The 24839-nt window shown below is 44.2% G+C and carries 18 protein-coding genes; 8 read left to right on the top strand and 10 right to left on the bottom strand.

The window, feature by feature from the left end; all coding sequences use genetic code 11:
• Positions 1–2 precede the first annotated feature (2 nt).
• Positions 3–767, bottom strand: a complete 765-nt coding sequence (locus tag ACGHAV_RS01045; protein WP_390375247.1) for an enoyl-CoA hydratase — start codon at positions 765–767, stop codon at positions 3–5.
• Positions 768–877: 110 nt separating this feature from the next.
• Here ACGHAV_RS01045 and rrtA point away from each other — a divergent pair, with 110 nt between their 5' ends.
• Positions 878–1462, top strand: a complete 585-nt coding sequence (rrtA, locus tag ACGHAV_RS01040; protein ID WP_390375244.1) for a rhombosortase — start codon at positions 878–880, stop codon at positions 1460–1462.
• 62 nt (positions 1463–1524) lie between these two features.
• Here rrtA and ACGHAV_RS01035 read toward each other — a convergent pair whose 3' ends face one another.
• Positions 1525–4020, bottom strand: coding sequence for a prolyl oligopeptidase family serine peptidase (locus ACGHAV_RS01035; RefSeq protein ID WP_390375241.1), 2496 nt, complete (start codon positions 4018–4020; stop codon positions 1525–1527).
• Positions 4021–4210: 190 nt separating this feature from the next.
• Here ACGHAV_RS01035 and ACGHAV_RS01030 point away from each other — a divergent pair, with 190 nt between their 5' ends.
• On the top strand, positions 4211–4765 hold the full coding sequence (locus ACGHAV_RS01030; protein ID WP_390375238.1) for a glutathione peroxidase: 555 nt from the start codon (positions 4211–4213) through the stop codon (positions 4763–4765).
• Between the two features lie 123 nt (positions 4766–4888).
• Here ACGHAV_RS01030 and ACGHAV_RS01025 read toward each other — a convergent pair whose 3' ends face one another.
• Positions 4889–5488, bottom strand: a complete 600-nt coding sequence (locus ACGHAV_RS01025) for an FMN-dependent NADH-azoreductase (RefSeq protein WP_390375235.1) — start codon at positions 5486–5488, stop codon at positions 4889–4891.
• 255 nt (positions 5489–5743) lie between these two features.
• Here ACGHAV_RS01025 and ACGHAV_RS01020 point away from each other — a divergent pair, with 255 nt between their 5' ends.
• Positions 5744–8215, top strand: coding sequence for a CHRD domain-containing protein (locus tag ACGHAV_RS01020; protein ID WP_390375232.1), 2472 nt, complete (start codon positions 5744–5746; stop codon positions 8213–8215).
• 143 nt (positions 8216–8358) lie between these two features.
• Here the strand turns inward: ACGHAV_RS01020 and ACGHAV_RS01015 are convergent, their stop codons facing one another.
• Positions 8359–9600, bottom strand: coding sequence for a cystathionine gamma-synthase family protein (locus ACGHAV_RS01015; protein ID WP_334015249.1), 1242 nt, complete (start codon positions 9598–9600; stop codon positions 8359–8361).
• Between the two features lie 88 nt (positions 9601–9688).
• On the bottom strand, positions 9689–10336 hold the full coding sequence (locus ACGHAV_RS01010; RefSeq protein WP_390375230.1) for a 1-acyl-sn-glycerol-3-phosphate acyltransferase: 648 nt from the start codon (positions 10334–10336) through the stop codon (positions 9689–9691).
• A gap of 265 nt (positions 10337–10601) precedes the next feature.
• Here ACGHAV_RS01010 and ACGHAV_RS01005 point away from each other — a divergent pair, with 265 nt between their 5' ends.
• From ACGHAV_RS01005 to ACGHAV_RS00995, 3 genes are all read left to right on the top strand, one after another.
• Positions 10602–11411, top strand: coding sequence for an NRDE family protein (locus tag ACGHAV_RS01005; RefSeq protein ID WP_390375227.1), 810 nt, complete (start codon positions 10602–10604; stop codon positions 11409–11411).
• A 284-nt stretch (positions 11412–11695) separates the two neighbouring features.
• Positions 11696–13861 carry a S46 family peptidase gene (locus tag ACGHAV_RS01000; RefSeq protein ID WP_390375224.1) on the top strand — a complete coding sequence of 722 codons (2166 nt, stop codon included), beginning with the start codon at positions 11696–11698 and terminating at the stop codon, positions 13859–13861.
• 247 nt (positions 13862–14108) lie between these two features.
• The gene (locus ACGHAV_RS00995; protein WP_334015245.1) at positions 14109–15299 is read left to right on the top strand and encodes an amino acid aminotransferase; all 1191 of its coding nucleotides are present in this window, start codon (positions 14109–14111) and stop codon (positions 15297–15299) included.
• Positions 15300–15378: 79 nt separating this feature from the next.
• On the opposite strand, the gene ACGHAV_RS00990 is transcribed toward ACGHAV_RS00995, so the two are convergent.
• The 5 genes from ACGHAV_RS00990 to ACGHAV_RS00970 form a co-directional block, all read right to left on the bottom strand.
• Entirely contained in the window at positions 15379–16941 is a 1563-nt protein-coding gene (locus ACGHAV_RS00990; RefSeq protein ID WP_390375221.1) for a hypothetical protein, read from the bottom strand.
• A 236-nt stretch (positions 16942–17177) separates the two neighbouring features.
• Complete coding sequence (locus tag ACGHAV_RS00985; RefSeq protein ID WP_390375218.1) at positions 17178–17642, bottom strand: YaiI/YqxD family protein; 465 nt, start codon at positions 17640–17642, stop codon at positions 17178–17180.
• A gap of 28 nt (positions 17643–17670) precedes the next feature.
• Positions 17671–18432, bottom strand: coding sequence for an SDR family oxidoreductase (locus ACGHAV_RS00980; protein WP_334015242.1), 762 nt, complete (start codon positions 18430–18432; stop codon positions 17671–17673).
• A gap of 30 nt (positions 18433–18462) precedes the next feature.
• Positions 18463–19230, bottom strand: coding sequence for an SDR family NAD(P)-dependent oxidoreductase (locus tag ACGHAV_RS00975; RefSeq protein WP_390375215.1), 768 nt, complete (start codon positions 19228–19230; stop codon positions 18463–18465).
• An 88-nt stretch (positions 19231–19318) separates the two neighbouring features.
• Complete coding sequence (locus ACGHAV_RS00970; protein WP_390375212.1) at positions 19319–21121, bottom strand: acyl-CoA dehydrogenase; 1803 nt, start codon at positions 21119–21121, stop codon at positions 19319–19321.
• Positions 21122–21258: 137 nt separating this feature from the next.
• Here ACGHAV_RS00970 and ACGHAV_RS00965 point away from each other — a divergent pair, with 137 nt between their 5' ends.
• Positions 21259–22251 carry a GlxA family transcriptional regulator gene (locus ACGHAV_RS00965; protein ID WP_390375209.1) on the top strand — a complete coding sequence of 331 codons (993 nt, stop codon included), beginning with the start codon at positions 21259–21261 and terminating at the stop codon, positions 22249–22251.
• Between the two features lie 234 nt (positions 22252–22485).
• Positions 22486–24762: a TonB-dependent receptor gene (locus tag ACGHAV_RS00960; protein WP_390375206.1), complete on the top strand. Its 2277-nt coding sequence runs from the start codon at positions 22486–22488 to the stop codon at positions 24760–24762.
• Positions 24763–24839 lie beyond the last annotated feature (77 nt).

The following is a 24839-nucleotide window of genomic DNA, read 5'->3' as shown; positions in this document are numbered from 1 at the left end:
TTTTACTTAAATTTTTCTGGATTAATTGGGCGCTTTTTCAAAAACGCGTCAAACGCTTCCTGTGCCGCAGGCGCACTTAACGCCTCAAGAAATATGTCGAACTCTTCGCTCATTTGTTGATTAATGCGATCGTTTTCACCTTTCAACAAGGCTTTTGTTTGGCGAAGCGAAAATGCTGGCTTAGCCACTAGCTTAGCAACTGTTGTCGATACTACCGAATCGATTTCGGTCTCATCTACAATTTTAGTAAGCATGCCAAATTGATAAGCATCGTTTGCAGAAAACGGTTCACCTAACATTAACCATTCCGACGCTTTAATGTGCCCTACCATTCTAGGCAAAAGATAACTTGATGCATATTCGGGAACAAGCCCTAGGTTGATGAATGGTAGTACAAATCGGGTGTCTGATGTAGCGTAAACAAAATCACAGTGTAACAATAACGTGGTACCAATGCCTACAGCCATACCGTGTACTTGCGCTATAACAGGCAGTTCAGTTGCCGCTAGTGCGCGCATGAAAGCAGACGTTTCAGGCACGTTTGCGTATTCACTTTGCTTAGCGAAATCGCTAATGTCGTTGCCGGCAGTAAAACAATCGCCCTCACCTTTAATAACTATGGCTTTGGTGCTGCCATCGTTTTTAACACTTAAAATGGCGTGCGCCATATCTTGGTACATATCGCGGGTAAGTGCATTTTTCTTATCAGCGCGATTAATGGTAATAGTTAAACACTGATCTTCAATGTGAGCATTGATGTGAGACATAGTGAGTCCTTTTTTCAATCGTTATTCTATTAGGCTTACTTAAGTTTCCACCCCTGTGTCATTTCTGTATCATAGCGACCAAATTTGAAAATAAACAATAACTAACACTGATGATATCACTGCCGTTTTCGCTGAAGTACAGTGCTGGACCGTTAATAATTGCGCTGTGCGCAGTAATCGCTTTTTTCTTCGAACCGTTATCGGGTAATTATCTTGCATACGACCGCTATGCTATTCAAGGTCTTGAAACGTGGCGTGTAGTAACAGGTAACGTGGTGCACACCAATGGTTATCACCTACTGTTAAACTTAGCGGGGTTATTGCTGTTATGGGCGTTGCATGGTGACCACTACCGCATAGGTATGTTCTTAAAAGTGTTTGTTTGGTGCTGTATTGGAACCAGCGCAGGTCTTTATTTTTTCGCACCCGATTTAATTTGGTATGCAGGGCTTTCAGGTGCCTTACATGGCATTTTTTCTTGGGGCGCCTGCATGGATATAAAAGAAAAGATGAAGTCGGGCTGGTTACTGCTGATAGGGCTTGCCATTAAAGTAGGATACGAGCAAGTAGATGGAAGTAGCCAACAGGTAGCAAATTTAATTGATGCAAAAGTTGCAGTAGATGCGCATTTGTTTGGTGCACTAAGCGGCATTATTATTTTCTTGCTCATGTACGCAACGGCCAAGCGAGGCTAAGAAGAATGTAAAAAGCCCAAGCATTTGCTTGGGCTTTTTCGTTTTTATTTAATGCGTATTACTTACAGATTTTCTTCGAATAACTTGTAAATACGACGATATTCGTCAAGCCACGAACTTGGCTGAACAAAGCCGTGTGGTTCAACGGGATAGATTGCCGTTTCAAAGTTTTCTTTCTCAAGCTCAATCAAGCGCTGTACTAGGCGCACTGTATCGTGGAAGAAAACATTATCATCAACCATTGGCGCATTAATTAGCAGTGGTTTTTTTAGGCCTTCTGCAAAATAAATTGGCGAGCTTCGCTCGTAAGCAATCGGGTCGATACTTGGCGTATTCAAAATGTTCGCTGTGTAAGGCGTATTGTAATGTGCCCAATCGGTAACAGGACGAAGTGCCGCGCCAGCTGCAAATAAATCAGGTGCAGTAAACATAGACATGAAGGTTAGGAAACCACCGTAAGAACCCCCATAGGTACCTATACGATTGCGATCAACGTTGGCATTGTTTACTAAATAGTTAACGCCATCGCGCAGATCTTGTACTTCAGGCGTGCCCATCTGACGATAAATAGCGGTTCTCCAATCGCGGCCATAGCCTGCGCTTGCACGATAATCCATATCCATAACCACATAACCCTGCTGCACTAGCATGCTGTGGAACATGTACTCTCTGAAGTAACCCGACCACCCCATATGTGCATTTTGCAGATAACCAGCGCCGTGGTTGAATACTACGGCTTTGTTTGGCGTGCTGCTGTCATAGTTTTCCGGCAAATATACGCGTGCATATATAGGCGCATCGGTATGAGAAGATTCAATGGCAACAATTTGTGGTACAGCCCATGGTAATGCATTAAACGCCTCACTAGTGCTATTAGTAATTTGTTTCGCCGTTTCGTCTGGGGTTGCCGATTTAACAAATAACTCAGCTGGCTTATTTACTTTGCTGTGGCTAAGAAGCAGATGGTTCTCATCAGGGCTAAGCACATAATCGGTAATGCCGTTTAGATCGGTCATAGTGTCGATAGTGTTATCTGAAAGATCAGCTCGATAAATTTCGTACAGTCCCGGATGCTCCATATTCGCTTTGAAGTAAATATGGCTGTCATCAGACGTAAGCGTTAAATCGTCAACAATATAGTTACCGCTTGTTAGCGCCACAGGCGCCTCGCCAGGCTTTTGAATGTATAAATGCGCATAACCACTATGCTCAGACTGGTAATAAAGTGTTTCGCTGTTATTTAACCAATCAAACGCATTAAAACGGTAGTTTACCCACGCGTCATCATGCAAACGGTGCTGGTTTTCCAAGGTTTTAGACGCTAAATCTACTGTCGCTATCCATCGGTCTTTGTTGTCCCAGGCCTCTAGCATTATGGCAACCGCTTCGCCGTTTTTGTGCCAACGAATAGACGGCTTCGTCCAATACCAGCTTTGCAACAGCGTAATAGGTCGCGGAAGACGGTTAACCTCGTAGGTTTCGCCGTTTGCTTTCGCATTTTCAGTTTTCACGTTTGCCAAAACGTCGTCGTTATAGCCTGGCAAATTAAAGTATTTAAGTTCGCTTTTTTCGCCGGTTTCAAGGTTAAGCAGCCACAATTCATGATTCACTGGCTCGGCATCGGCTACACGCTGACGTACTGGCTTAGCCGCTATACGACTGTCTTCTTGAATATAATGCGGCATGATGTCGGAATCATCGCGCGTTGCCTTGTTCTCAGTTGTTGCAATAACGGCGAAATTACCTTTAGGCGACACGCTAATGCCCGCTAAACGGTGGCTTTTTTCGAAATAAAACGGTGTGGGTGCTACGCTGTTATTCGCCTTAGCTAGCTCATCGATTGCATTTTGGCGGTCTTGTCTGTTCTTACGCTGTAGCACAATGTACTGAATAAGCGTTTGCTGTTCTTCTGCTATGTAATCCTCAGCGGGTTTTACTGCTTCAGGCTTATCGGCAAACTCCCAGCGAAGTAACTCTTCTCTGCTGCCATTCTCCAAATTAATAGCAACAACTTTGCTGCCACTAAACGCCATAAGACGGCCATCGGTCATAAATGAAAGACTTGAAAGTGTATTACCGCCACGCGTTAACTGAACCGTGTCGCCATTGGTAAATTGCACATATACGCTGTCTTCAAATGAATAGGCTACCACACCGTCGTTGCGCACTACTCGCTCGTCAAAGCGGTATTTGTGAAGATCAGAAAGAGGCGCTTTAACAGCATTTTCTGGGCTGCTTACGTCGGCAATGTATACATCCGACAATGCGCTGTCTTCACGCTCACGCTCGAAAACGATTTTATCTGAATTAACTGACCACCCCATATTGGTAGGCAATGCACCAATCCACTGAGGATCTGCCATTATCTGTTTTAGTGTGATTTCACCTGTAGCTGTTAAAGAGTTTTCCGGTAAAGCAACAACAGGCATAACCGTTGATTGTTCTACTTGAGCGCTGGTGCTTTTTGTTTGTGTGTTTGTGTCACTGGCCGTGCTCGCACAGCCCCCTAGCGCAACCGTAACACTAGCGGCAATAAGTAAAGAAGCGTATTTTTTCATTATTTTCTATCGTTTTATATCTATCCCATCGACATTATACGCAGAGCGAAAGGGATTTAGCCAACGTTCGTCGATAGTGTTTGTGAACCAAACGTATTCAAAACGCGTTATTGCCTAATCAACATAAAAATGATGTCTCACATGTTGTAGCAAAACAATGATAAACAACACCATATAGAAGGTAACAATAATGAAAGTCAGAGGATTATTTGCGTTAACAGCGCTATCGTTTGCTTTGTTCAGTGCACCAAGCATGGCAAACGAATGCCCTAGCGTGCTGAAATTTATGAAACGAAAACTCAATTCACAAGAAACAGTGAATTTGTGTGATGAATATGCAGGAAAAACGCTTCTTATAGTTAATACGGCCAGCTACTGTGGGTTCACGCCTCAGTTTGAAGGCTTAGAAACACTGTATAGCGACTATAAAGACAAAGACTTTGTAGTGTTAGGCTTTCCGTCTCACGACTTTAACCAAGAAGATAACGATGAAGGTAAAACCGCAGAGCTTTGCGAGCTAACCTATGGCGTCAAATTCCCCATGTTCGAACCAACGTCGGTAAAAGGTGATGATGCTGACCCCATGTACCGCATGTTGAAGGCCGCTACAGGAAAAGCACCGTCTTGGAATTTCAATAAGTACCTAATTGATAGCACTGGTACCAAAATTACTCACTACCCAAGCTCGACAAAACCAACAGACGCAGCTTTTATTGCAGATGTTGAAGCTCTGCTGTACGAATAAAGCACACATAAAAAAGCCCCGCGTTTTTACGCGGGGCAATCAAGCACACTCAACTTGGAACACACTAATTAGCAAAAACGCATTTCCGAGGTTTTCACTAACCGTATTTATTTAGGGTATGTGTTATGCAGATAGTTCAATAATTTTTTCACTTGCTGCAGCAAATGCTGTTTTCGCTTGCTCTTCACCCATTGCCAACCCCTCTGCATAAACAAATTTTACGTCAGAGATACCTACGAAGCCCAAGAAATGCTGAAGAAACGGTGATTGCGTATCAAAGTCTGTTCCTGCATACACGCCGCCTCGCGCCGCAAATACTGTGGCAGATTTATTTTCTAGTAAGCCTACTGGGCCATTCTCTGTGTACTTAAACGTAATGCCAGCGCGAGCAATACGATCGAAATACGCTTTTAAGCTAGAGGGAACGCCAAAGTTGTACATTGGCACTGCAAGTACCAATTCATCGGCTTGCTTAACCGCTTCAACAATATCGTCAGAGCGTTTCGCCAACGCGTGTTGTGCGTCGGTTCTTTCGTCGGCCGGTGTCATCCAAGACTGCATTTCTTCACTAGATAAATGCGGAAGGTCAAGTTTAGACAGGTCGACGCGTTTTACGGTTACGTCATGATTCTTTTCAAGTGTTGCAAGGTATTCGTTTGCTAGTTTTGAAGAGTTACCTTGTTCGCCATTTAGGCTTGAGAAAATTGCTAGTACTGTTTTCATAATTCGCTCCGTAGTTTGACACGAGTAATTGTTATGACTCTATGTTAGTGCAACGGGCCAGAATAAAAATATCAAAAATGTACCGCAACCATTCTACTTAATAGAATGAAATACGAGTGAAAGACTTATTAGATGTTTATAAAGTGTTACTTATTTGGAAATATTACATTGAAGTAATGTTGCAAGGAGTTTGATCTCCTCATACTTAAGTCGCGTAATCGAGTTTGCCACAACACAATTATGAGGATAAAAGATATGAGAAGGACCAAGACGCTCCTTGCATGTTCCATATTACCATTATTTTTAATCGGCTGCTCGGATGACGACGATGATAACGTTGTACAGCCTACTCCAGAGCCAGATCCAACGTTCGCAAACGTTCGTGTTGTACACGCTTCATCTGACGCTCCCCTTGTTACAATTACAGCGAATGACGCAGTACTTAACGATTTAGAAAATGTTGACTACCAAACCGCTTCAGCGCGTTTTGAAGTGGTAACAGGTAGTTACGACATTGGCGTTACGGGAATACTTCCAGGCGATGATGCTGAAGTACTTCAGGCTGATTTAACGCTAGAAGAAGACATTAACTATGACATTTTCGCTGTAGGTAACGTGGGCGATGAATCGCTGGAGTTGCTAACGGTTACAAGTTCAGAAACAGCGGTTGACGCGGGCAATGCGCAGGTACAAATCGTTCACGCAGCGTCAATGGCGCCAACGGTAGACATTTACGTTACCGCGCCAGACACTGACATTACAGCAGAGCAGCCTCTGGTTACAGCAGAGTTTAAAGATTTCACAGACTTACTACAGGTACCTGCGGGTGACTACCAAATTCGTATAACGCCAGCCGGTGAGACAACAGTGGTATACGATTCGGGTACGGTAAACCTTGCGGATGGTGCTGACCTATTGATTGCGGCAACAAATAATGTAGGTACTGGTGACTCGCCAGTAACCTTACTTGCAGCCGATGGAACTGAGAGTTTCAAAGTATGGGATGCAGACGCTACTGCCGATATTCGTGTTGTGCACGGCATTAGTGATGCACCTGCAGTCGACGTTATAGCAAATAACGAAGTATTGTTGGTTGATGGAATTCAATTCCCTCGTACCACAGATTACTTGTCGGTAGCGCCAGGCGACTATTTAATCGATGTTGTGGCTGATGCCGACAACAGTGTTGTGGCAGTTGATGACGCCGAACTAACATTAGAAGTTGGTATGTCGTACACCGCTATTGCAAATAACACGTTGGCTATGGCAGAGTTAGATGCGTTAGCAGACAACACTCGCGCAGTTGCTACCGAAGCACGCGTTCGTATTGTTCACGCTTCACCTTCAGCAGGTAATGTAGACATTTACGTTACAGCAGATGGAGAGATTGATGCTGTGGACCCAGCGTTTGCAGACATTGCATACTCGACGGAAGATTTGGTAGAGACTGGCTACGTAAGCTTAGCTGAAGGCGACTATGTTGTAACCGTTACGCCTACAGGTACAAAAACTGCAGCCATTGAAACAGGTGTACTGTCGTTAGAAAACGGCGAAATCTACACTGCTATTGCGTTAGACGGCGCAATGGAAGGCGACCTACCACAACTAGCACTGCTTGACGGTCTTGCTCCACCACCACCAGCATTTAATGCAGACATGACTTACAACGTAAGCCTAAGCGGTTCGCAGGAAGTGCCTGCCGTTGACACCATGTCTACTGCTACTGCAGTGGTTGAAATTGACGAAGATCTACCGGCATTTAGCGTATCTGTTGATGTTTCAGGGTTAACTGACGTAACAGGCGTACACGTACACGATGGTGGTATTGGTATGAATGGCCCAGTTGCCTTCCCATTAACTGACGCAGGCAATGGTACATACGTACTGGCTGAAACAAATATTTCACCAAGTAATTTTGAGGCACTTACCAATGGTGAGTGGTACTTAAATGTACATACCGAAGCTAACCCAAGCGGTGAAGTACGCGGTCAAATTGTACCAGACACTACAGCAGTTGTAACATTTGGCTTAAGCGGAAGCCAGTCTGTACCAGCGGTAACGACTATGGCTTCAGGCTCGGGTTATGCATTGTTTGATACAACCAATAACTCTGTGTCGCTTGTTGCAGTAACCACTATTGAAAACGCCACGATGGCGCACATACATAGCGGCTTTGCCGGCGAAACAGGTGGTGTTGTTGTTACACTTACTGAAAGTATGATGACAGCAGGCACGTGGATGACAGATGGCTATGTTATGTTAGATGAAGCAACCGCAACGCAGCTTCTCTCTGGTGGTCATTACGTTAACATTCACACAGAAGCTAATCCAAGTGGTGAAATACGCGGCCAAATTACACCAGATAACATTCAGGTGTACGGCATTATTGCAAGTGGTGCACAAGAAGTACCAGCAGTAGCTACAGACGCAACTGGTGCGGGCGCATTTACATTGAATACCACAACAGGTGCGTTATCGGGCGCAGTAACCATTTCGGGAATGACTGCCACAATGGCGCATATTCACGAAGGTGCAGCAGGCGAAAATGGTCCTGTGTTGTTAGGCCTAGGTGAAGGTTCAACTAACGTTTGGTCAGTACCTATGAGCACAACACTTACCGCGGAACAAATGGCAACCATGGCGGCTGGTGGCCTCTACACCAACTTCCATTCAACGGCATTCCCAAGCGGTGAGATTAGAGGCCAAATTACTCTTGGCTTTGAATAACCGCTGACTATACATTCTAGTATTGAAGTGAATTAAAAAAGGGGCGAAAGCCCCTTTTTTGTTGTCTGATACGTTTAACACGTTCTGCAACTGCTTTTCACCATCACCTTTACGCTTTTAGCCTTAAATAAGCCGACAGTATTTTACAAGGTAGACAGTGCGTGCTCGAAATCAGCAATTAAGTCTTGTGTATCTTCTATCCCTACCGACAGCCTGATCATATTCTCAGAGATACCCATATTTTCGCGCTCTTCAGCAGTATTCTCGAAATAAATTGTGGGCGCAACAGGAAGTGCTAATGTTCTGTTATCGCCTAAATGAGTAGCACATATAACCAGTTTCATTTCGTTTAAAAATTTAACTGGGCACGCGCCTTCTATTAAATCGAAACTGAGAATGGCGCCATAACCACCTTGAAGGTGCTCACGCGCTGTAAAATGCTGTGGATGATCTGCCAAGCCCGGATAATAAACATTGGCAACCGCATTGTTATTATCTAGGAATGTGGCTAGCTGCATTGCGTTATATTGATTACGAGACATACGTAAATCGAGTGTTTCCATACCAAGCGCAATGGCTGTCGCTGCATTTGGCGACAGTGTTGCACCCAAGTCGCGTAATCCTTTCTTTTTAATTTGGGTAAGGCCCCACTGAGCCTTGTCTTCAACCTGATACACTGGCTTTATATTATCAAAGCCCTGCCAGTTGAAATTACCCGTATCAACTACTGCTCCACCCAGCACGTTGCCATGCCCTGCGATGTATTTAGTTAGCGAGCAAAATACTAGTGACGCCTTCACAGACTTAGCAAAAAACAGTGGCGGCGGTGTCATGGTGTTGTCTACCATAAACAGAATGTTCTTTTCTTCACAGAATTGACCAATGCCACGAAGGTCTGCAACTTGCGTAACTGGGTTTGCCACAGTTTCGGTGTAAACGCCTTTAGTGTTGGGCTGAAAAGCGTGTTTCACTTCTTCAATATCGGTTACGTCGGTAAATGTTACCTGAACGCCGAAGTCTTTTAAGGTTTCGAAAAAGCTGCGCGTATTACCGAACAAAAACTGACTCACCACAAGGTGATCGCCTGCTTTTACTAGCGCAAAAATGGCGCTGCTAATGGCAGCCATTCCGGTAGCAAAACAAAGTGCTCCTACACCACCTTCCAAATCGTTTAACATGTTTTGTAACGCAGATACAGACGGCGAAGAGGAACGCGAATAAACGTGCGCCGCTTTCTTTCCTTGAAACGCATCAATAATGCCTTGTGCATCTGAAAATTCGAAAAGCACTGAGTTTGAAGTACTGCTATGAACGCCACCATGCTCTGGGGCGTTAAGCATACGATCGGCATGTACTTGTCGGGTTGTGAATCCCATTTTTGTCACGGGTGAAGCTCCGATTAATAAGTAGGCAACACGCATTTACGAGAAGCGATTTAAAAGCCCTCTACATTAAAGGTGTGGGCAAACGCATCTAACGCTGTGTTATGCAGTTTTCTGGATATTTTGCGCAAACATTATCATAAAACCCATAAATAGTTTGCATTTGTTCGTCTATGTTAGTCACTTTATGAATAATTGGACCAAGCACAATGGCTTTCTTTTTATAATCTATGCCAATGGTTTGAATAGGTATTTCAGCCTCGCGAGCAATGTGCATAAAACCGGTTTTCCATGGATAAATAGGGCTGCGCGTGCCCTCTGGTGCTAACGCTAATATTAAGTCGTCGGCATGCTTAATTTGCGTGGCAATGGTAGTAACCACACCGTGTGCTTTGCTGCGCTCAATAGGTATACCACCTAGCCGGCGCACTATTGAACCTAACGGTGGCGTAAAAATGGTGTGTTTTCCAAAGAAATTTAGGTTTAGGCGAAAAGAAAACACCACAAATAGCCCAATGAAAAAATCCCAGTTAGACGTATGAGGCGCTACTGCCAAAATGGCTTTTCGGCTATTAATAAATTCACCTTCTACGCCCCACCCTCTTTTTTCCAAAAGCCATGACGCAAATCGCGATAACCACATTGGCCATTTACGAGACACATTATTGCCGATAGTTACCTGTGACAATGAGCGTCGTTGAACATTCTGATTCGCGCTGTAATTTGAAGGGGTTGTCATTGTTATTATTCTCTTACTACTAAAATGCGCGTATAGCACAGCTAAAAGAACTGCATTGACGCTAAAACTGAAAGAAATTCTACTTATGAATTTACGATGAAGTGATAATAATAAAACCGCGCCCACAAGGCCACCAATAACAAACCATTAACATATTTTTTGCCCAAGGATGCTATTCTACGAGAAAACCACGGCGTGCTGCTTTTAACAAAAGTCTTCCGCCGTTTGTCTTGTGCTTTTTATAACACCACCTTTAAGAGTGACTATGTGCATACTGTTTATTGCTAACAATATTCGAGAAGACTACTCCCTTATTATCGCAGCTAACAGAGATGAGTTTCACGCGCGTCCCACCGCACCATCACAGTTTTGGGATGAATACCCTAATTTATTAGCTGGCCGTGATTTGGAAGCAAAAGGCACTTGGATGGGAGTTACGCGTAACGGAAAAATAGCAGCTCTTACAAATGTGCGACAGCCAGACAACATCAAGCAAAACGCGGTCTCGCGAGGAGAGTTGGCAGTAAACTGGTTAGCAAGCACTTCTGATTACGGTGCATCGGCACACGCCACCAGGTTACACGCCACAACATTAGAGGCCACGCGCGAGCAATATAATGGTTACAACCTAGTTTTTGGCCAAGTTACCGAACAAGGCACGGGCAATTTGAGTGTGTATAACAACGCAAACAATACTCTGCATACTATTGAAGACGGCGTAATTGGTTTATCGAATGCCGACATCGTAACGCCATGGCCAAAAGTAACCCAGGGCGTTAATGCCCTAACAGATTACACTAGAAACTCGGCTACGATTCACACTGAAGCACTGTTTGCAATTTTACGCCAAGACAACAAGGCCGCGGATGAAGTGTTACCCAATACCGGCATTGGATATGAATGGGAAAAAGCACTTTCCTCAATTTTTATACAAACCCCTGAGTATGGAACCCGCACTTCTACCCTTTTACTGGTTGATAACAACAAGCAAGTAAGATGGTTAGAACGCCAATTCTCTGTATCTGGGGACACAGTGGATACACGCGAGTATGCATTTCGTATTGGTGATGTCTGATTTTCGCTGACACCACGCGCTTTTTTAGTAATTTAAAAGTGAAGTGTTTACATTTGCTAACACAGGTTAGTGTTGTTTTTGCAAGAAAGCTTAGATTCGTTTACGCATTAGTGTTACAAAATAACACTACATTTAGCAAATACCTTAAAAAATACCTTAAGGAAATATTTTGAGAGCACACGTTGAAAGCATACGCTACAAACAAACACGTATAGCTTCAACCAACGCTTTCAACAGCTAATAATAAAAACGTAAGAATAAACGACAGTTAAAAAGGATAATCAATGTCTAAGATAAGTATATTGTGTTTATCAGCGGCGCTTTTAGGTAGCGCGCTGCACGTTGAAGCAAAGGAAGGCATGTTCACGCCTGAACAGCTCCCCTCTATTGCTGGCGACTTAAAAAAGACAGGTCTTGCTATTCCAGCAAATAGCATTAACGACCTTACCGCATTTCCTATGGGCGCCATTGTCTCATTAGGCGGCTGCTCCGCTTCATTTGTTTCTGACAAAGGGCTAGCGGTAACCAATCACCACTGCGCTCGCGGTTCGGTACAGTACAACAGCACACCAGAAAATAATTATTTAAAAGATGGTTTTCTTGCCAAGAAAATTGGTGAAGAGCTGCCAGCAGCGCCGGGAACAAGAATGTTTGTTACCGTAGATTTTGCAGACGTAACCGACAAGGTGACAGGCACTATCGACAGCGCCATTCAAGGCCGTGAACGCTACGACCTAATAGAAGCAAACCGCAAAGCCTTAATTGCAGAGTGTGAGTCTGAAGCTGGCTTTCGTTGCTCTGTGCCGTCGTTTTTCCAAGGTCTTGAATACAAGCTTATAAAGCAAATGGAAATTCGCGATGTGCGTATTGCCTATGCACCTGCCGACTCAATTGGCAAATACGGTGGCGATATAGACAACTGGATGTGGCCAAGACACACTGGCGACTTCTCATTTTATCGCGCTTACGTAGGTCAAGACGGTAAACCTGCCGACTTCAGTGAAGACAACGTGCCTTATAAACCAGAGCATTTCTTGAAAGTCTCAGCAGCAGGTTTGAAAGACGGCGATTTCGTTATGGCTGCAGGCTACCCAGGCTCAACAAATCGTTATGCTCGCTTATCGCAAGTGGAATACACGTTTGATTGGCTTTACCCAACTTACCTAACGCTAGTTGACGAGTGGATTGACACTATTGAAAACGCCTCTGAAGAAGGCAGCGACGCTCGTATTAAGTATGAAGCGTTACTAGCCGGTTTGAATAACTTTCACAAGAATACGTTAGGTCAGTTGTCAGGTGCCAAGCGTGTAGGTCTAGTACCACGCCGTGCCCAGCGCGAAGAGCAACTATCAGCGTGGCTTGAAAAGAACGACAAACAAGCACTTAAAACGGCGCTTGCTGAGCTAGACGCGGTTAGCGTTGAGCAAATGCAAATGAACAAGCAAAACTTTTGGTACAACAACCTAAGTCGTGCTCAGCTTCTATCGTCTGCACAAACCCTTTATCGCAATGCAATTGAACGCGAAAAGCCTGATGCGAAAAGAGAATCGGGGTACCAAGAGCGCGATCAAATTCGATTAAAAGAAAGTGTAGAGCGTATTGAGCGCCGCTTCGAGCCTTCGGTAGACATGGCTGTGTGGCACAAAATGATTAGCATGTACCTTCAGCAGCCTGAAGAGAATCGCGTAGCCGCTTTTGACAAAGCAGTAGGCATTACCAGCGACACCAGCAGCGAAGAACTTAAATCACTGCTATCAGCGTTTTATGCTAATACCACACTGACCGACACAGAAACGCGACTAAAACTGCTTAGCGCAAGCCGTGAAGATTTTGAGAAGAGTGAAGACCCATTCATTCAGCTAGCGGTAGCGCTTTTTGATACTGAGATGGCCATTGAAGACAAACGCAAAGCACTAAGTGGCCAAGCCGCAGCGCTTCGACCTCAGTACATGCAGGCAATTATTGAATGGCAGAAGTCGATGGGAAGCCTAGCGTACCCTGACGCCAACAGTACGCTTCGCGTAACTTATGGCAATGTAATGGGTGGTTCGCCTAAAGACGGGCTTATTTACGAGCCGTTCACGCGCTTAGAAGGTATAACAGAAAAGGATACTGGCGAAACGCCATTCGATTCACCGAAAAAGCAACTAACGCTTATCAATGACAAACAATACGGCCCTTATAAACTAGATGCTATTAACAGCGTACCTGTAAATTTCCTTACCGATTTAGACTCGACCGGTGGCAATTCAGGATCGGCTACGCTAAATGCAAACGCTGAGCTTATTGGCCTACTGTTTGACGGTACGTTTGAAAGCGTAAACTCAGACTGGGATTTCGACCCTAAAACCACCCGCACAATTCATGTAGACAGTCGCTATATGCTTTGGGTGATGGAATACGTAGATGGCGCTAACAATCTTATTGAAGAAATGACGATTGTTAAATAACACCACGGCACTCAAAGTGTGATTAAGTTTGTATAACGTTTAAAAGGCCATGTTTTTACGTGGCCTTTTTTATACCTGAAGCTTACACATAAATTTCTAATTGACGGCATTTTTGAAATAGCGCTTTCGTTTACAGCTTTACAAACAGATTAATTGAAATATTTTCAACCATTAGGGGTCGTTTTTTCTACCATCAATGGCATAATGCCAGCCTGCTAATATTTGCATACCAACGTGAGGACATATCGTGTTTGAAGTATTACCCCATCTTGCCCCAGATCCAATTCTTGGCCTTTCAGCCTCTTATCGCGAAGACACCAACCCAAATAAGATTGATTTAGGTGTTGGCGTTTATAAGGATGAGCAAGGTAATACCCCTATTCTTACTAGTGTTGCAAAAGCACAAAAGGTGCTTTTAGATTCAGAGAAAAGCAAAACCTACATTACGCCACAGGGAAATCAAGGTTTCATCGACGGCATGCTTGCACTGCTTTTAGGTAAAAGCAGCCCAGTACTACTTGCCGATCGTGTTGCCGCTGTTCAAGCACCAGGTGGTTGCGGTGCCCTGCGTATACTTTCAGAATTACTTGCGCGTTGTAACGACAACGCAAAAGTGTGGGTGAGCGATCCTACATGGGCAAACCATATTCCACTTATCGGCTCTGCAGGCCTTACTATTGAAACCTACCCCTACTTCGATAAAGCGTCTGCCAGCATTCGCTTCGATGCGATGATGGACACGCTACGTAAAGTAGAGAAAGGCGATATAGTGTTACTTCACGGCTGCTGTCATAACCCAACGGGTGCTGATTTAACTAACGCACAATGGGATGAAGTGCTTGAAGTCGCGAAAGAGCGTGAGTTCTTACCTTTCATCGACGTTGCTTACCTAGGCTTCGGTGAAGGTTTAGATGAAGATGCTTACGGCATGCGTCTATTAGTTGAAAACCTACCAGAGGTTATCGTAGCGGCTTCATGTTCGAAAAACTTTGGCCTATATCGTGAACGTGTAGGACTGGCAGCTATTATTACAGCTGACTCTGAAACCCGTAAAATTGCACAAGGTCAAATTCAGTCTATTGCACGTGGTATCTATTCTATGCCACCAAGCTATGGCGGCGCATTGGTAGACATCATCTTAGCTGATGAAGCCTTGAACAACGAATGGGTAACGGAAGTAAACGATATGCGTAACCGCATGAAGTCTCTACGTGCCATGTTAGTTCAAAACCTTCATGACAATGGCTCGCCTAAAGACTTTAGCTTCGTAAACGAACAAAAAGGCATGTTCTCGTTCTTGTGCATTACACCAGAACAAGTACGTGAAGTACGTGAAAAACACAGCGTATACTTTGTCGATTCAAGCCGTGTAAACATTGCGGGTATCAATCAGCAGAACGTTGAGACGCTTGCAAAAGCACTAGTGTCGGTGCTGTAACACATCAACAGTTTCAACCGCCTGCCACCGTAGGCGGTTTATGAAAACGCACAAAAAAGCCGCTTTAACAGCGGCTTTTTTAATATGAGTCTGGATTATAAGCGCCGTTGTATCGGCGAATTTCATCTCGTTTCCAAAACTCTATAGACGGTACTTGAGTTTCCCAAACGTCTGTTGCGTTCCATGTATATTCTTTTCGATAACGCGCTTCCAGAAACTCTCTATCGAAATGGCTTTCTCGTCGACTTTCAGCAAAAAACAAATTACTTGCTTTCGATATAACCACTTCGGCGTGACTTAAAAACTGTATTTGTCTGCGCGTTATGATTTTACAAATAGGCTCGTCCACATTCTCTGGAAACAGCGAAGACACAATGGCTTTCTCTATTTCACCTGAATCTTTTTGAACAACATAAAGCCCTGACCCCAGTGGAAAACGCCCTACCATTTTACAAAAAGCATTGATGTAGTCGTTTCTGTAGCGATTGGCTGACGCTCCGTCGCTCAGTACATCGTAAGCTTGATAAATTTGCTGATAATCAAACTCTTCTTTAGTAGACAACACAAAAGATGCGTAAGTCATGGGAATACGCAGTAAGTCACCTAATTCGCTTCGCGGTGTATTCAGCATTCTCAAAAGCTTGAGCATAAAAGCAAGCTGCCGCTTTTCATGCTCTTCAAACGCCGCTTTTTGTTCTTTGTTGTTAAAGGGCATTGATGGAATGCCTATGCCTAATCGTAAATAGTCATTCGTTTTACGCTCAATTATCGACAGCAGTTTTATGCGATCATCGTTATCAAGCTTACGATAACGATCATCACCTAAAAGCGCGTTGGCTTCTGGGCTATTCATCCCAATTGACTGCAGTAGCGCAGCTTTAGCAATAGGCTTTAACACGTTTTCACGATACGCCATTTTCATATCAGCTGGCATTGACTTAACATCTCTTGCACTATTTGCGCTGCTGCTAACTTTGTCCGCCATCAGGCTGAAGGTTTCACCATCTGGAAAAATACGGGCAATCTCGTTGCTAAGAAATGGGTCGTCGAAGTGTTTGGTTTTACGCAACTCGTCAAAGAGCGCAATAACTAACGCAGTTACGTAAATAGGTTTGCATCGTTCGTTTCGTACATGACGTACTTTTTCTTGGGGCGATGGCGTTGAAAGCGCAATAGTGCCTAAAAACTGACTAAAAATACGCTCGCCATTTAGCAAATTAAGCATGTAGTCGGTTAAATTGTCGACGTGTTCGTAACGCCTGTTGCGCTCTCGCCGAATTTTTTCTTCTAAGGCCCTTAGTTCGTTATCGCTGGATGCTTGCTGAGCGACAAGGCGGGCAATATAACGCTGTGTTGAGGGTTGGCCCTTTATGCTGGGGTACTTCCCTTTTTCTTTTCGGTAGTTTTCAATGACTTCAATTTGATCTTGGTATGTTTTTACTTTGCGTTTTAGAACAGATAGCGTTCTATGATCGTTTTGATAGTCTTCAAAGAAGTGCGCAGCGTCTTTTACTAGTTCTTGATAGCTTTGGCGATAGTCCGTGATTTTCCGTGATATCTCGCTCACCATGACGGGAATTTGAGAAAGCTTCTCTTCAGCCCATCCATGCTTTTTAGGTTTTGTCTTGCTATCAATTAGCATTGTTCCCACACTTCTTTTTATCACTGACTTTTTAACGGGTCAGCTGTCATTATTTTTTAGCTAGTCGACGCAACGAAAGAGAAAACCTCTTTTTACCCAATCCTATTGGCGTAAATCTTTATCGGCGTAAATCTATATTGGCTTAGTTGCATTAATAGTTATATTGAGAATAAACAGAACACGCTTACTAATCAACTTAACAGACGCTGGTCGGTACACCTGTTAAAACGGTTGCGTCACTGCCGTTTTTTTGCATTAAGCCCCTGCGTTAATAATCTATCGAGCGCATTCGCAAAATTTTGCTTATCTCGCTGTGAAAATGCCTTTGGTCCACCAGTATGCTCACCACTAGAGCGCATGGTATCCATAAAATCTCTCATAGTGAGGGCTGCACGAATTGATGACTTGTCAAACTCATCGCCACGTGTGTTAAGTGCAAGCGCGTTTTTACCTAGCACATCAGATGCCAACGGAATATCAGAAGTAATAACAAGATCGCCAGCCTCACACTTCTCAACAATATAATCGTCGGCAGCATCGAAGCCTGATGGCACTAGAGTTAGTGTTATGTGTTTGTCTGGTGGTACAGACATAGAATGGTTAGCCACCAAAGACAAAGGCAACCCGGTACGTCGGGCTGCCTTAAACAAAATATCTTTGATAACGGCTGGGCATGCGTCAGCATCTACCCATATATGCATGTTGTGCTCTCGTAAACGTTATATCTATTTACGCAAGCATACCACCATCTACCACTACTGTCGTGCCAGTAGTGTAGCTTGAAGCATCTGAAACTAGGTACAGTACCGTTCCTGCCATCTCGTCAGGGTCGGCAACACGGCCCAGTGGAATAACCTTAAGTGCGTGTTTTAAAATCTGCTCGTTAGTGGTTAGTGCAGAAGCGAACTTTGTATCGGTTAGCCCAGGTAAAAGCGCATTGACGCGAATGTTTAACTTACCGCACTCTTTAGCAAACGATTTGGTCATGCTGATAACCGCTGCTTTTGTAATGGAGTAGATACCCTGCATATCGCCAGGTGTAACACCGTTTACCGACGCCGTATTTAAGATAACGCCACCGCCCTGCTCTTTCATTATTTTGCCAGCTTCAATAGACATAAAGAAGTAACCGCGAATATTCACATCTACTGTTTTGTTATAAGCACCTAAATCGGTATCAAGGATATGCCCAAAGAATGGGTTAGCCGCCGCGTTGTTTACTAGAATGTCTAGTTTTCCAAAATCGCGCTTGATGGTTTCAAACGTTGCCGTAATTTGCTCCATCTCTCCTACATGGCACGCAAGCGCAGTTGCCTTTCCACCTGCGTCGCGAATAGAAGAGGCAACCGCTTCACAACCATCAATCTTACGGCTCGATACAATTACGTGAGCGCCGTATTGTGCCAGTAGGCGCGCAATTGACTCACCAATTCCGCGGCTAGCGCCTGTTACTAAAGCCACTTTACCTGTTAAATCAAATAACTCTTTCATGTACGTTTCCTTTGCTTTTTGTTGTTGGCTTTAGGCCAGCATACCACCGTCAAGTACCACCGATTGACCCGTCATAAATGATGACTCGTCGCTACATAACCACGCAATGGCATTGGCAATTTCCTCTGGTTTTCCTAAGCGCTTCATTGGGTTTGCACCTACTAGGCCTTTTTGACCACGTTCGTCTAACTTTGAAAGTACGCCCTGTACCATTGGCGTATCGACAAAACTTGGACATACCGCATTAACACGTATGTTTGCTCGCGCATATTCCACTGCTGCCGATTTTGTTAAGCCAATAACACCATGCTTAGACGCACTGTAAGCACTAATCATGGGAGCTGAGCGTAAACCAGCCACTGAAGCTATATTGATAATATGGCCTCCGCCCGTTGCCGTCATGTGCTTTAGCGCATTTTTCATGCAATACCACACACCCGCTAGATTCACCTGAATGTTTTTCATAAACATAGCATCGTCTACTTCAGTGAGCGGTGCTGGGAAATGGTCTATGCCCGCGTTATTGATGATGACATCAATTTTTTCTGAGTGTGATAGCGCAGTGGTAAACATGGCTTTTACTTGTTCTGGGTCGGTTACATCTACACCAACAGAATAACCTTTACCGCCTGCTTGCTGGATATCAGCAACCACACGTTTTGCATTCTCTTCATTAAGGTCAGCCACACCAACAAGGGCACCGCGTTTTGCTAAAATGAGTGCAGATGCTGCCCCAATACCGGAACCACCGCCGGTGATCACAATATGTTTTCCATTTACGTTTGCTGCTTCGTTCATTGTTATTGCTCCGTTTTAAACAGCGTTGCGTTGTTGTTCGTTACTTATGTATCTGTAAAAAATAAGTGGCTCTGAAAACAGGTCGCACTTAAAAGTAACTTGCTTTAACGTCGTTGCAGGTCGCGTCGTTTGAAGTTAATACTTCAATATCACGAGAGACCAGCGGAAGTTCCCAATTTAAAAAGTATTCTGCTGCTGCAAGTTTACCCTCATAAAAATCAGCGTCCTGTGGGCTGTTATTAGTAACCAGCGCTTGCTCTGCCACATTGGCCTGGCGAAGCCATATCCAGCTCACGACACAACTTGAGAATATGTTTAAGAAGCAGCTTGCATTCGTTAACAAAACTGATTGATTACTAGAGCGTAAATCTCCCGCAGCTTGTTGAATAAGTGCGCCCAATTTGTCTAGGTAAGGCTTTAACTTTCCGGCCAGTGCTTGTGCGCGCGGGGTTTCTGCCCGTTTCATGTCAGCTGTAACGCGTGACAGCAATACCTGTAGGCCTTTACCGTCATGCTGCCATAGCTTACGGCCAAGTAAGTCCAGCGCTTGAATACCATTAGTACCTTCATGTATTGGGTTAAGGCGATTGTCGCGCCAGCACTGTTCAACCGGATATTCTCTTGTATATCCAGCACCACCTAAAATTTGAATAGCTAGGTCGTTGGCTTTAGGGCCAAATTCCGATGGCCAGGCTTTGAATACCGGCGTTAACAAATCAAGTAGTTGTGATAATTCAGTACGTTTGCTTTCGTCAGTCTCTGTTTCAAGCTCGTCAATTAACATGCTGCCATACAAACACAGCGACATACCGCCTTCACAATATGCTTTTTGTGCTAACAACATACGACGCACGTCACCATGATTAATAATAGGCGTTGGGTCGTCTTCCGGCGCTAAGTTAGGCGCTGCACGGCCTTGGGTGCGATCTTTAGCATAGTCTAACGAGTAGCGATAACCGCGGTAGCCTATCATTGCGGCACCGTATCCAACGCCAATGCGCGCTTCGTTCATCATCATAAACATATAGCGCAAACCTTGGTGAGGCTCGCCTATGAGATAACCATGACAATCGCCATTTTCACCAAACGTCAACGCAGTTGAAGTCGTACCGCGATAACCCATTTTGTGAATTAGACCTGCTAGCGTTACGTCGTTACGAGCGCCTGGGTTGCCTTCAGCATCTAATCGGTATTTAGGCACAGCAAAAAGGCTTATGCCTTTAACACCGGCTGGACCACCAGGAATTTTCGCTAAAACTAAATGAACGATATTGTCTGACAGTTCATGCTCACCGCCCGAAATATATATTTTACTGCCTTTTAAGCGATAAGTGCCGTCGTCTTGCAAGCGCGCAGATGTGCGAATATCGGCAAGCGATGAGCCAGCATGAGGCTCAGTAAGCGCCATGGTGCCGGTAAAATCACCCGTTAGCATTTTCGCTAGAAACGCATCTTTAATATCGCTTGAGGCAAAATGCTTAATAACGTTAGCGGCTGCCGCAGTGAGAAATGGATAAGCTGTTGTAGACGGGTTAGCTGCTAAAAAATAGCCCGCACAAGCATTCATAACGGTAACCGGAAGCTGCATACCACCGTCTTCAAAGTCAAAATGACCCGCAATAAAACCCGATTCACGATACGTGTCGAACGCTATTTTAACGTCGTCAATCATCGATACTTTTTGGCCATCAAAGGTAGGCTCGTTTTTATCGGCAACGGCATTGTGGGGAAGAAACAGTTCTTCAGCCATTTTTTCAGCCATATCAATGACGGCGTTAAAGGTTTCTGTATTGTGCTCTTCAAAGCGTGTCTTGTTGCATAATTCAGCTGTGTTCAATACTTCATAAAGCTGGAATTGCATTTCACGACGGGGAATGAGTTGATCTGCCATGGTGTCCTCCACGATTTCTTGTTAACACATTGTGGCATATCCGTTACACTCGCTTTATTGTCATTAATGACACAATAATGGTGAAAACCGACACCTATAACTTTTACTTATTTCAAAAAATAAATGTAATTACTTATATGAATGAAAATCCATTTGTCGTCACTGTGTTAGGGTTTGATCAAGCATTAGCATCAGCCATTACAGGCGCGCTAGATGTATTCGCTTTTGCCGGTGTAAGTTGGCAGCGAATTCACCAACAGCCCGCCGAACCAAAGTTTAAAGTGCAATTAGCCTCCCCCCATGGGCAGCCAATACGTTGTTCAAATCAGGTTTTACTAACACCGCATATAGCAATAGAGGATGTATCACACACAGATATACTGCTTATTCCAACCATTGGTGGTGACATAGATACTGTGTTGCATGAGATGGCCTCACATCTTGTGCACATTAAACGTCTACATAAAATGAATGCAGATATTGCTGCCAACTGTACGGGCACATTTTTGCTAGCTAAAACAGGGTTACTTGATGAAAAAGCGGCGACTACGCATTGGGGTTATGCCGATAAGTTTGAATCTCTGTTTCCTTCAGTGCACTTACAGCCTGACAAAATGGTAACCGAACAGAATGCGATTTACTGCGCAGGCGGCGGTATGGCGTGGATAGATCTCTCTATATTGCTTATAGAGCGTTATTGCGGTCATCAAGTGGCGAGTGACACGGCAAAGTCGCATGTCCTTGATGCATCAAGAACGAATCAGAATATTTACGCCAGCAGTCGCCAACGACACTTTCACTCAGACAATGAAATTAAAAATGTTCAAGCATTCTTAGAAGAAAAGGTAAGTGAAAAACTGCCGCTTTCGTTTATAGCGAAGCATCATAATATGACAGAGCGCACGTTACTTAGACGTTTTAAAAGTGCATGTGACATAACACCACGACAATATCTACAGAACCTTCGAATTGAAAAAGCTCGGAAACTGCTTGAGACCACTAACAGTTCAATTGAAAAGATTGTTGCTGCAGTTGGCTATGAAGATATGAGCTCTTTCACTCGACTATTTAAGAAACAAACTGGACTCTCTCCTTCTCAATATCGCGCCAAGTTTAACCGAGTTAAATAGCATTCAAACGTTAACTTAAGGTGAAAAATACATCAAAAACTTGTTCATATGGTCAAGACCATTGCGTACTTTTAAAGGGCTGGTGAGGAAAAGCGGTGAAAAGCGAGCAAAATGATCATAATTTTGCGGTATTTATCTTTTACATTGTGTAAAATCGCGGCCCAAGCATGTATCACGTTTTTATATGCGATAAACACTACAAAAGTAAAAACCTAAAAACATCTTGGTGGAAACATGAGAACACATAAAATCGCCACGCTAGCGCTTGCCGTTAGTGCTGCGTTCAGCTCATCAGTTCTTGCACAAGAGGCCGCAACAACAGAAAAAAAAGAAGCCTCACTAGAACAAATTACCGTAACTGCGCAAAAGCGTACTCAGTCAATTCAGGAAGTTCCTATTTCTGTTGCGACACTTAGCGGTGAAAAATTCGAAAGCCTTTTCTCTGGCGGTGAAGATATTCTAGCTTTAGCGGTACGTGTACCAGGCCTATATGCAGAATCATCAAACGGTCGTGTTGCTCCACGTTTCTACATTCGTGGTCTAGGTAACACCGACTTCGACCTTGCAGCTTCTCAGCCTGTTTCTATTATCATGGACGAAGTGGTTATGGAAAACGTTGTACTAAAAAGCTTCCCGCTTTTCGACGTACAACAAGTAGAAGTACTTCGTGGCCCACAAGGTACACTTTTCGGTCGTAACACCACAGCGGGTATCATTAAATTCGATACTGTTAAACCTACTCAAGATCTTGAAGGCTACGCGAAAGCTGGCTTCGGTTCATTCGGTACTATGAACTTCGAAGGCGCAATCAGCGGCGGTCTTACTGACGAGCTTTCTGCACGTTTATCTGTGCTTTCTCAAGAGCGTGACGACTACATCGACAACGCCTTCACTGGTGAAGACGATGCGATTGGTGGTTATGATGAAAAAGCATTCCGTTTACAGCTTCTTTGGGAGCCATCGGCAGATTTCTCTGCACTACTAAATGTTCATGGCCGTGATCTTGAAGGTACTGCTTCAATTTTCCGTGCTAACGTGTTCGATAAAGGTAGTAACGACCTAAACGCGAACTATGATCGTGAAACAGTATTCTATGATGGCGACCTTCAAGGCGACGGCATCGACAACAACCCTCAGGAATACGACGGTTTCGGTACTTCACTGAAACTAGAATACGACATGGATGAAGTAACGTTTACGTCAATCTCTGCGCTTGAAACTGCAGAAGGCTCGAGCTTAGGTGATATCGACGGTGGCTTTAACCGCCCTGACGGTACTTCTGGTCCAGGCTTCATTCCTTTCTCAGCGGTAACTCAAGATCGCCTAAACGACTTAGAGCAGTACACGCAGGAATTCCGCCTATCAAGCAACACGCGTGACGCAATGAACTGGCAGGTTGGTGCGTTTTACTACGATGCATCTTTCAACGTAACCAGTGTTGACGGTTTCTTCGGTGCGACCACTGTATTCCACGAAAACCAAACGTGGGCACTATTTGGTCAAAGCTCTTACCAAGTTAACGACAAGCTAAACATTACTGGTGGTATTCGCTATACACACGACTCTAAGAGCCTTGTGGTTGGCGAACAGAACGTTGATGGTTTTGCTCTAGTTATCGGCGCAGCGCAAGTCCAAGAATACGACGACATTGACGTTGATGACGGTCAAGCAAGCTACGAGCTAAGTGCAAATTATCGTTTAACTGACGATATGTCTTTATTCGCTCGTTACGCAAACGGTTTCCGTGCTCAAACTATTCAGGGCCGTGACGTAGCATTTGAAGGCGCGCCTTCAGTAGCTGACGCAGAAACTATTAACTCGTTTGAAGTTGGCTTTAAGTCTGACCTTCTTGACGACACGTTACGTTTAAACGCAGCGGCATTCTTCTACACAGTTGACGATATGCAGTTCTCTGCAATTGGTGGTGGCAACAACTTTACTGCGCTTGTAAACGCAGATAAAGGTGAAGCGTATGGTTTCGAAGTAGACGCGCAATGGCTTGCTACTGATGAACTTACGTTCACAGCAGGTTACAGCTACAACCACACTGAAATTAAAGACGATACGCTAACTGTATCTCCTTGTGGTACAAACCCTGGTTTCGATTTCACAGGTAACTGTACAGTAACCGACCCTCGTCCAGATGGCTTTAACGCGCTAATCGACGGTAACCCGTTCCCTCAAGCGCCTGAGTCAATTTTCAACTTCACCGCACGTTACACTGTTCCAATGGGTGATGACGGTGAGTTCTTCGTATTTACAGATTGGGCTTTCCAAGGCGAAACCAACATCTTCCTTTACGAAGCAGTTGAATTTACTACTGACAACAACTTTGAAGGTGGTCTACGTATTGGTTACGAAAACTTCGCGCACAACTACACTGTAGCGCTATTTGGTCGTAACATTACAAACGAAGACAACGTAAAAGGTGCAATCGACTTCAACAACCTAACAGGTATTGTAAACGAGCCTCGTGTTTGGGGTGTTGAGTTTAAGTACACATACTACTAAGCACAAAAATTACTTAGCCGTTTTAAAAGCGGCTAATGCATCTAAAAACGGTATCGCTTTTGGCGATGCCGTTTTTT

The organism is Alteromonas sp. MTD1 (assembly GCF_042848195.1).
Classification (GTDB): Bacteria; Pseudomonadota; Gammaproteobacteria; order Enterobacterales; family Alteromonadaceae; genus Alteromonas.
Note: the sequence above shows the minus strand (reverse complement) of the source record. Positions and strands in the feature narration are given on the sequence as shown.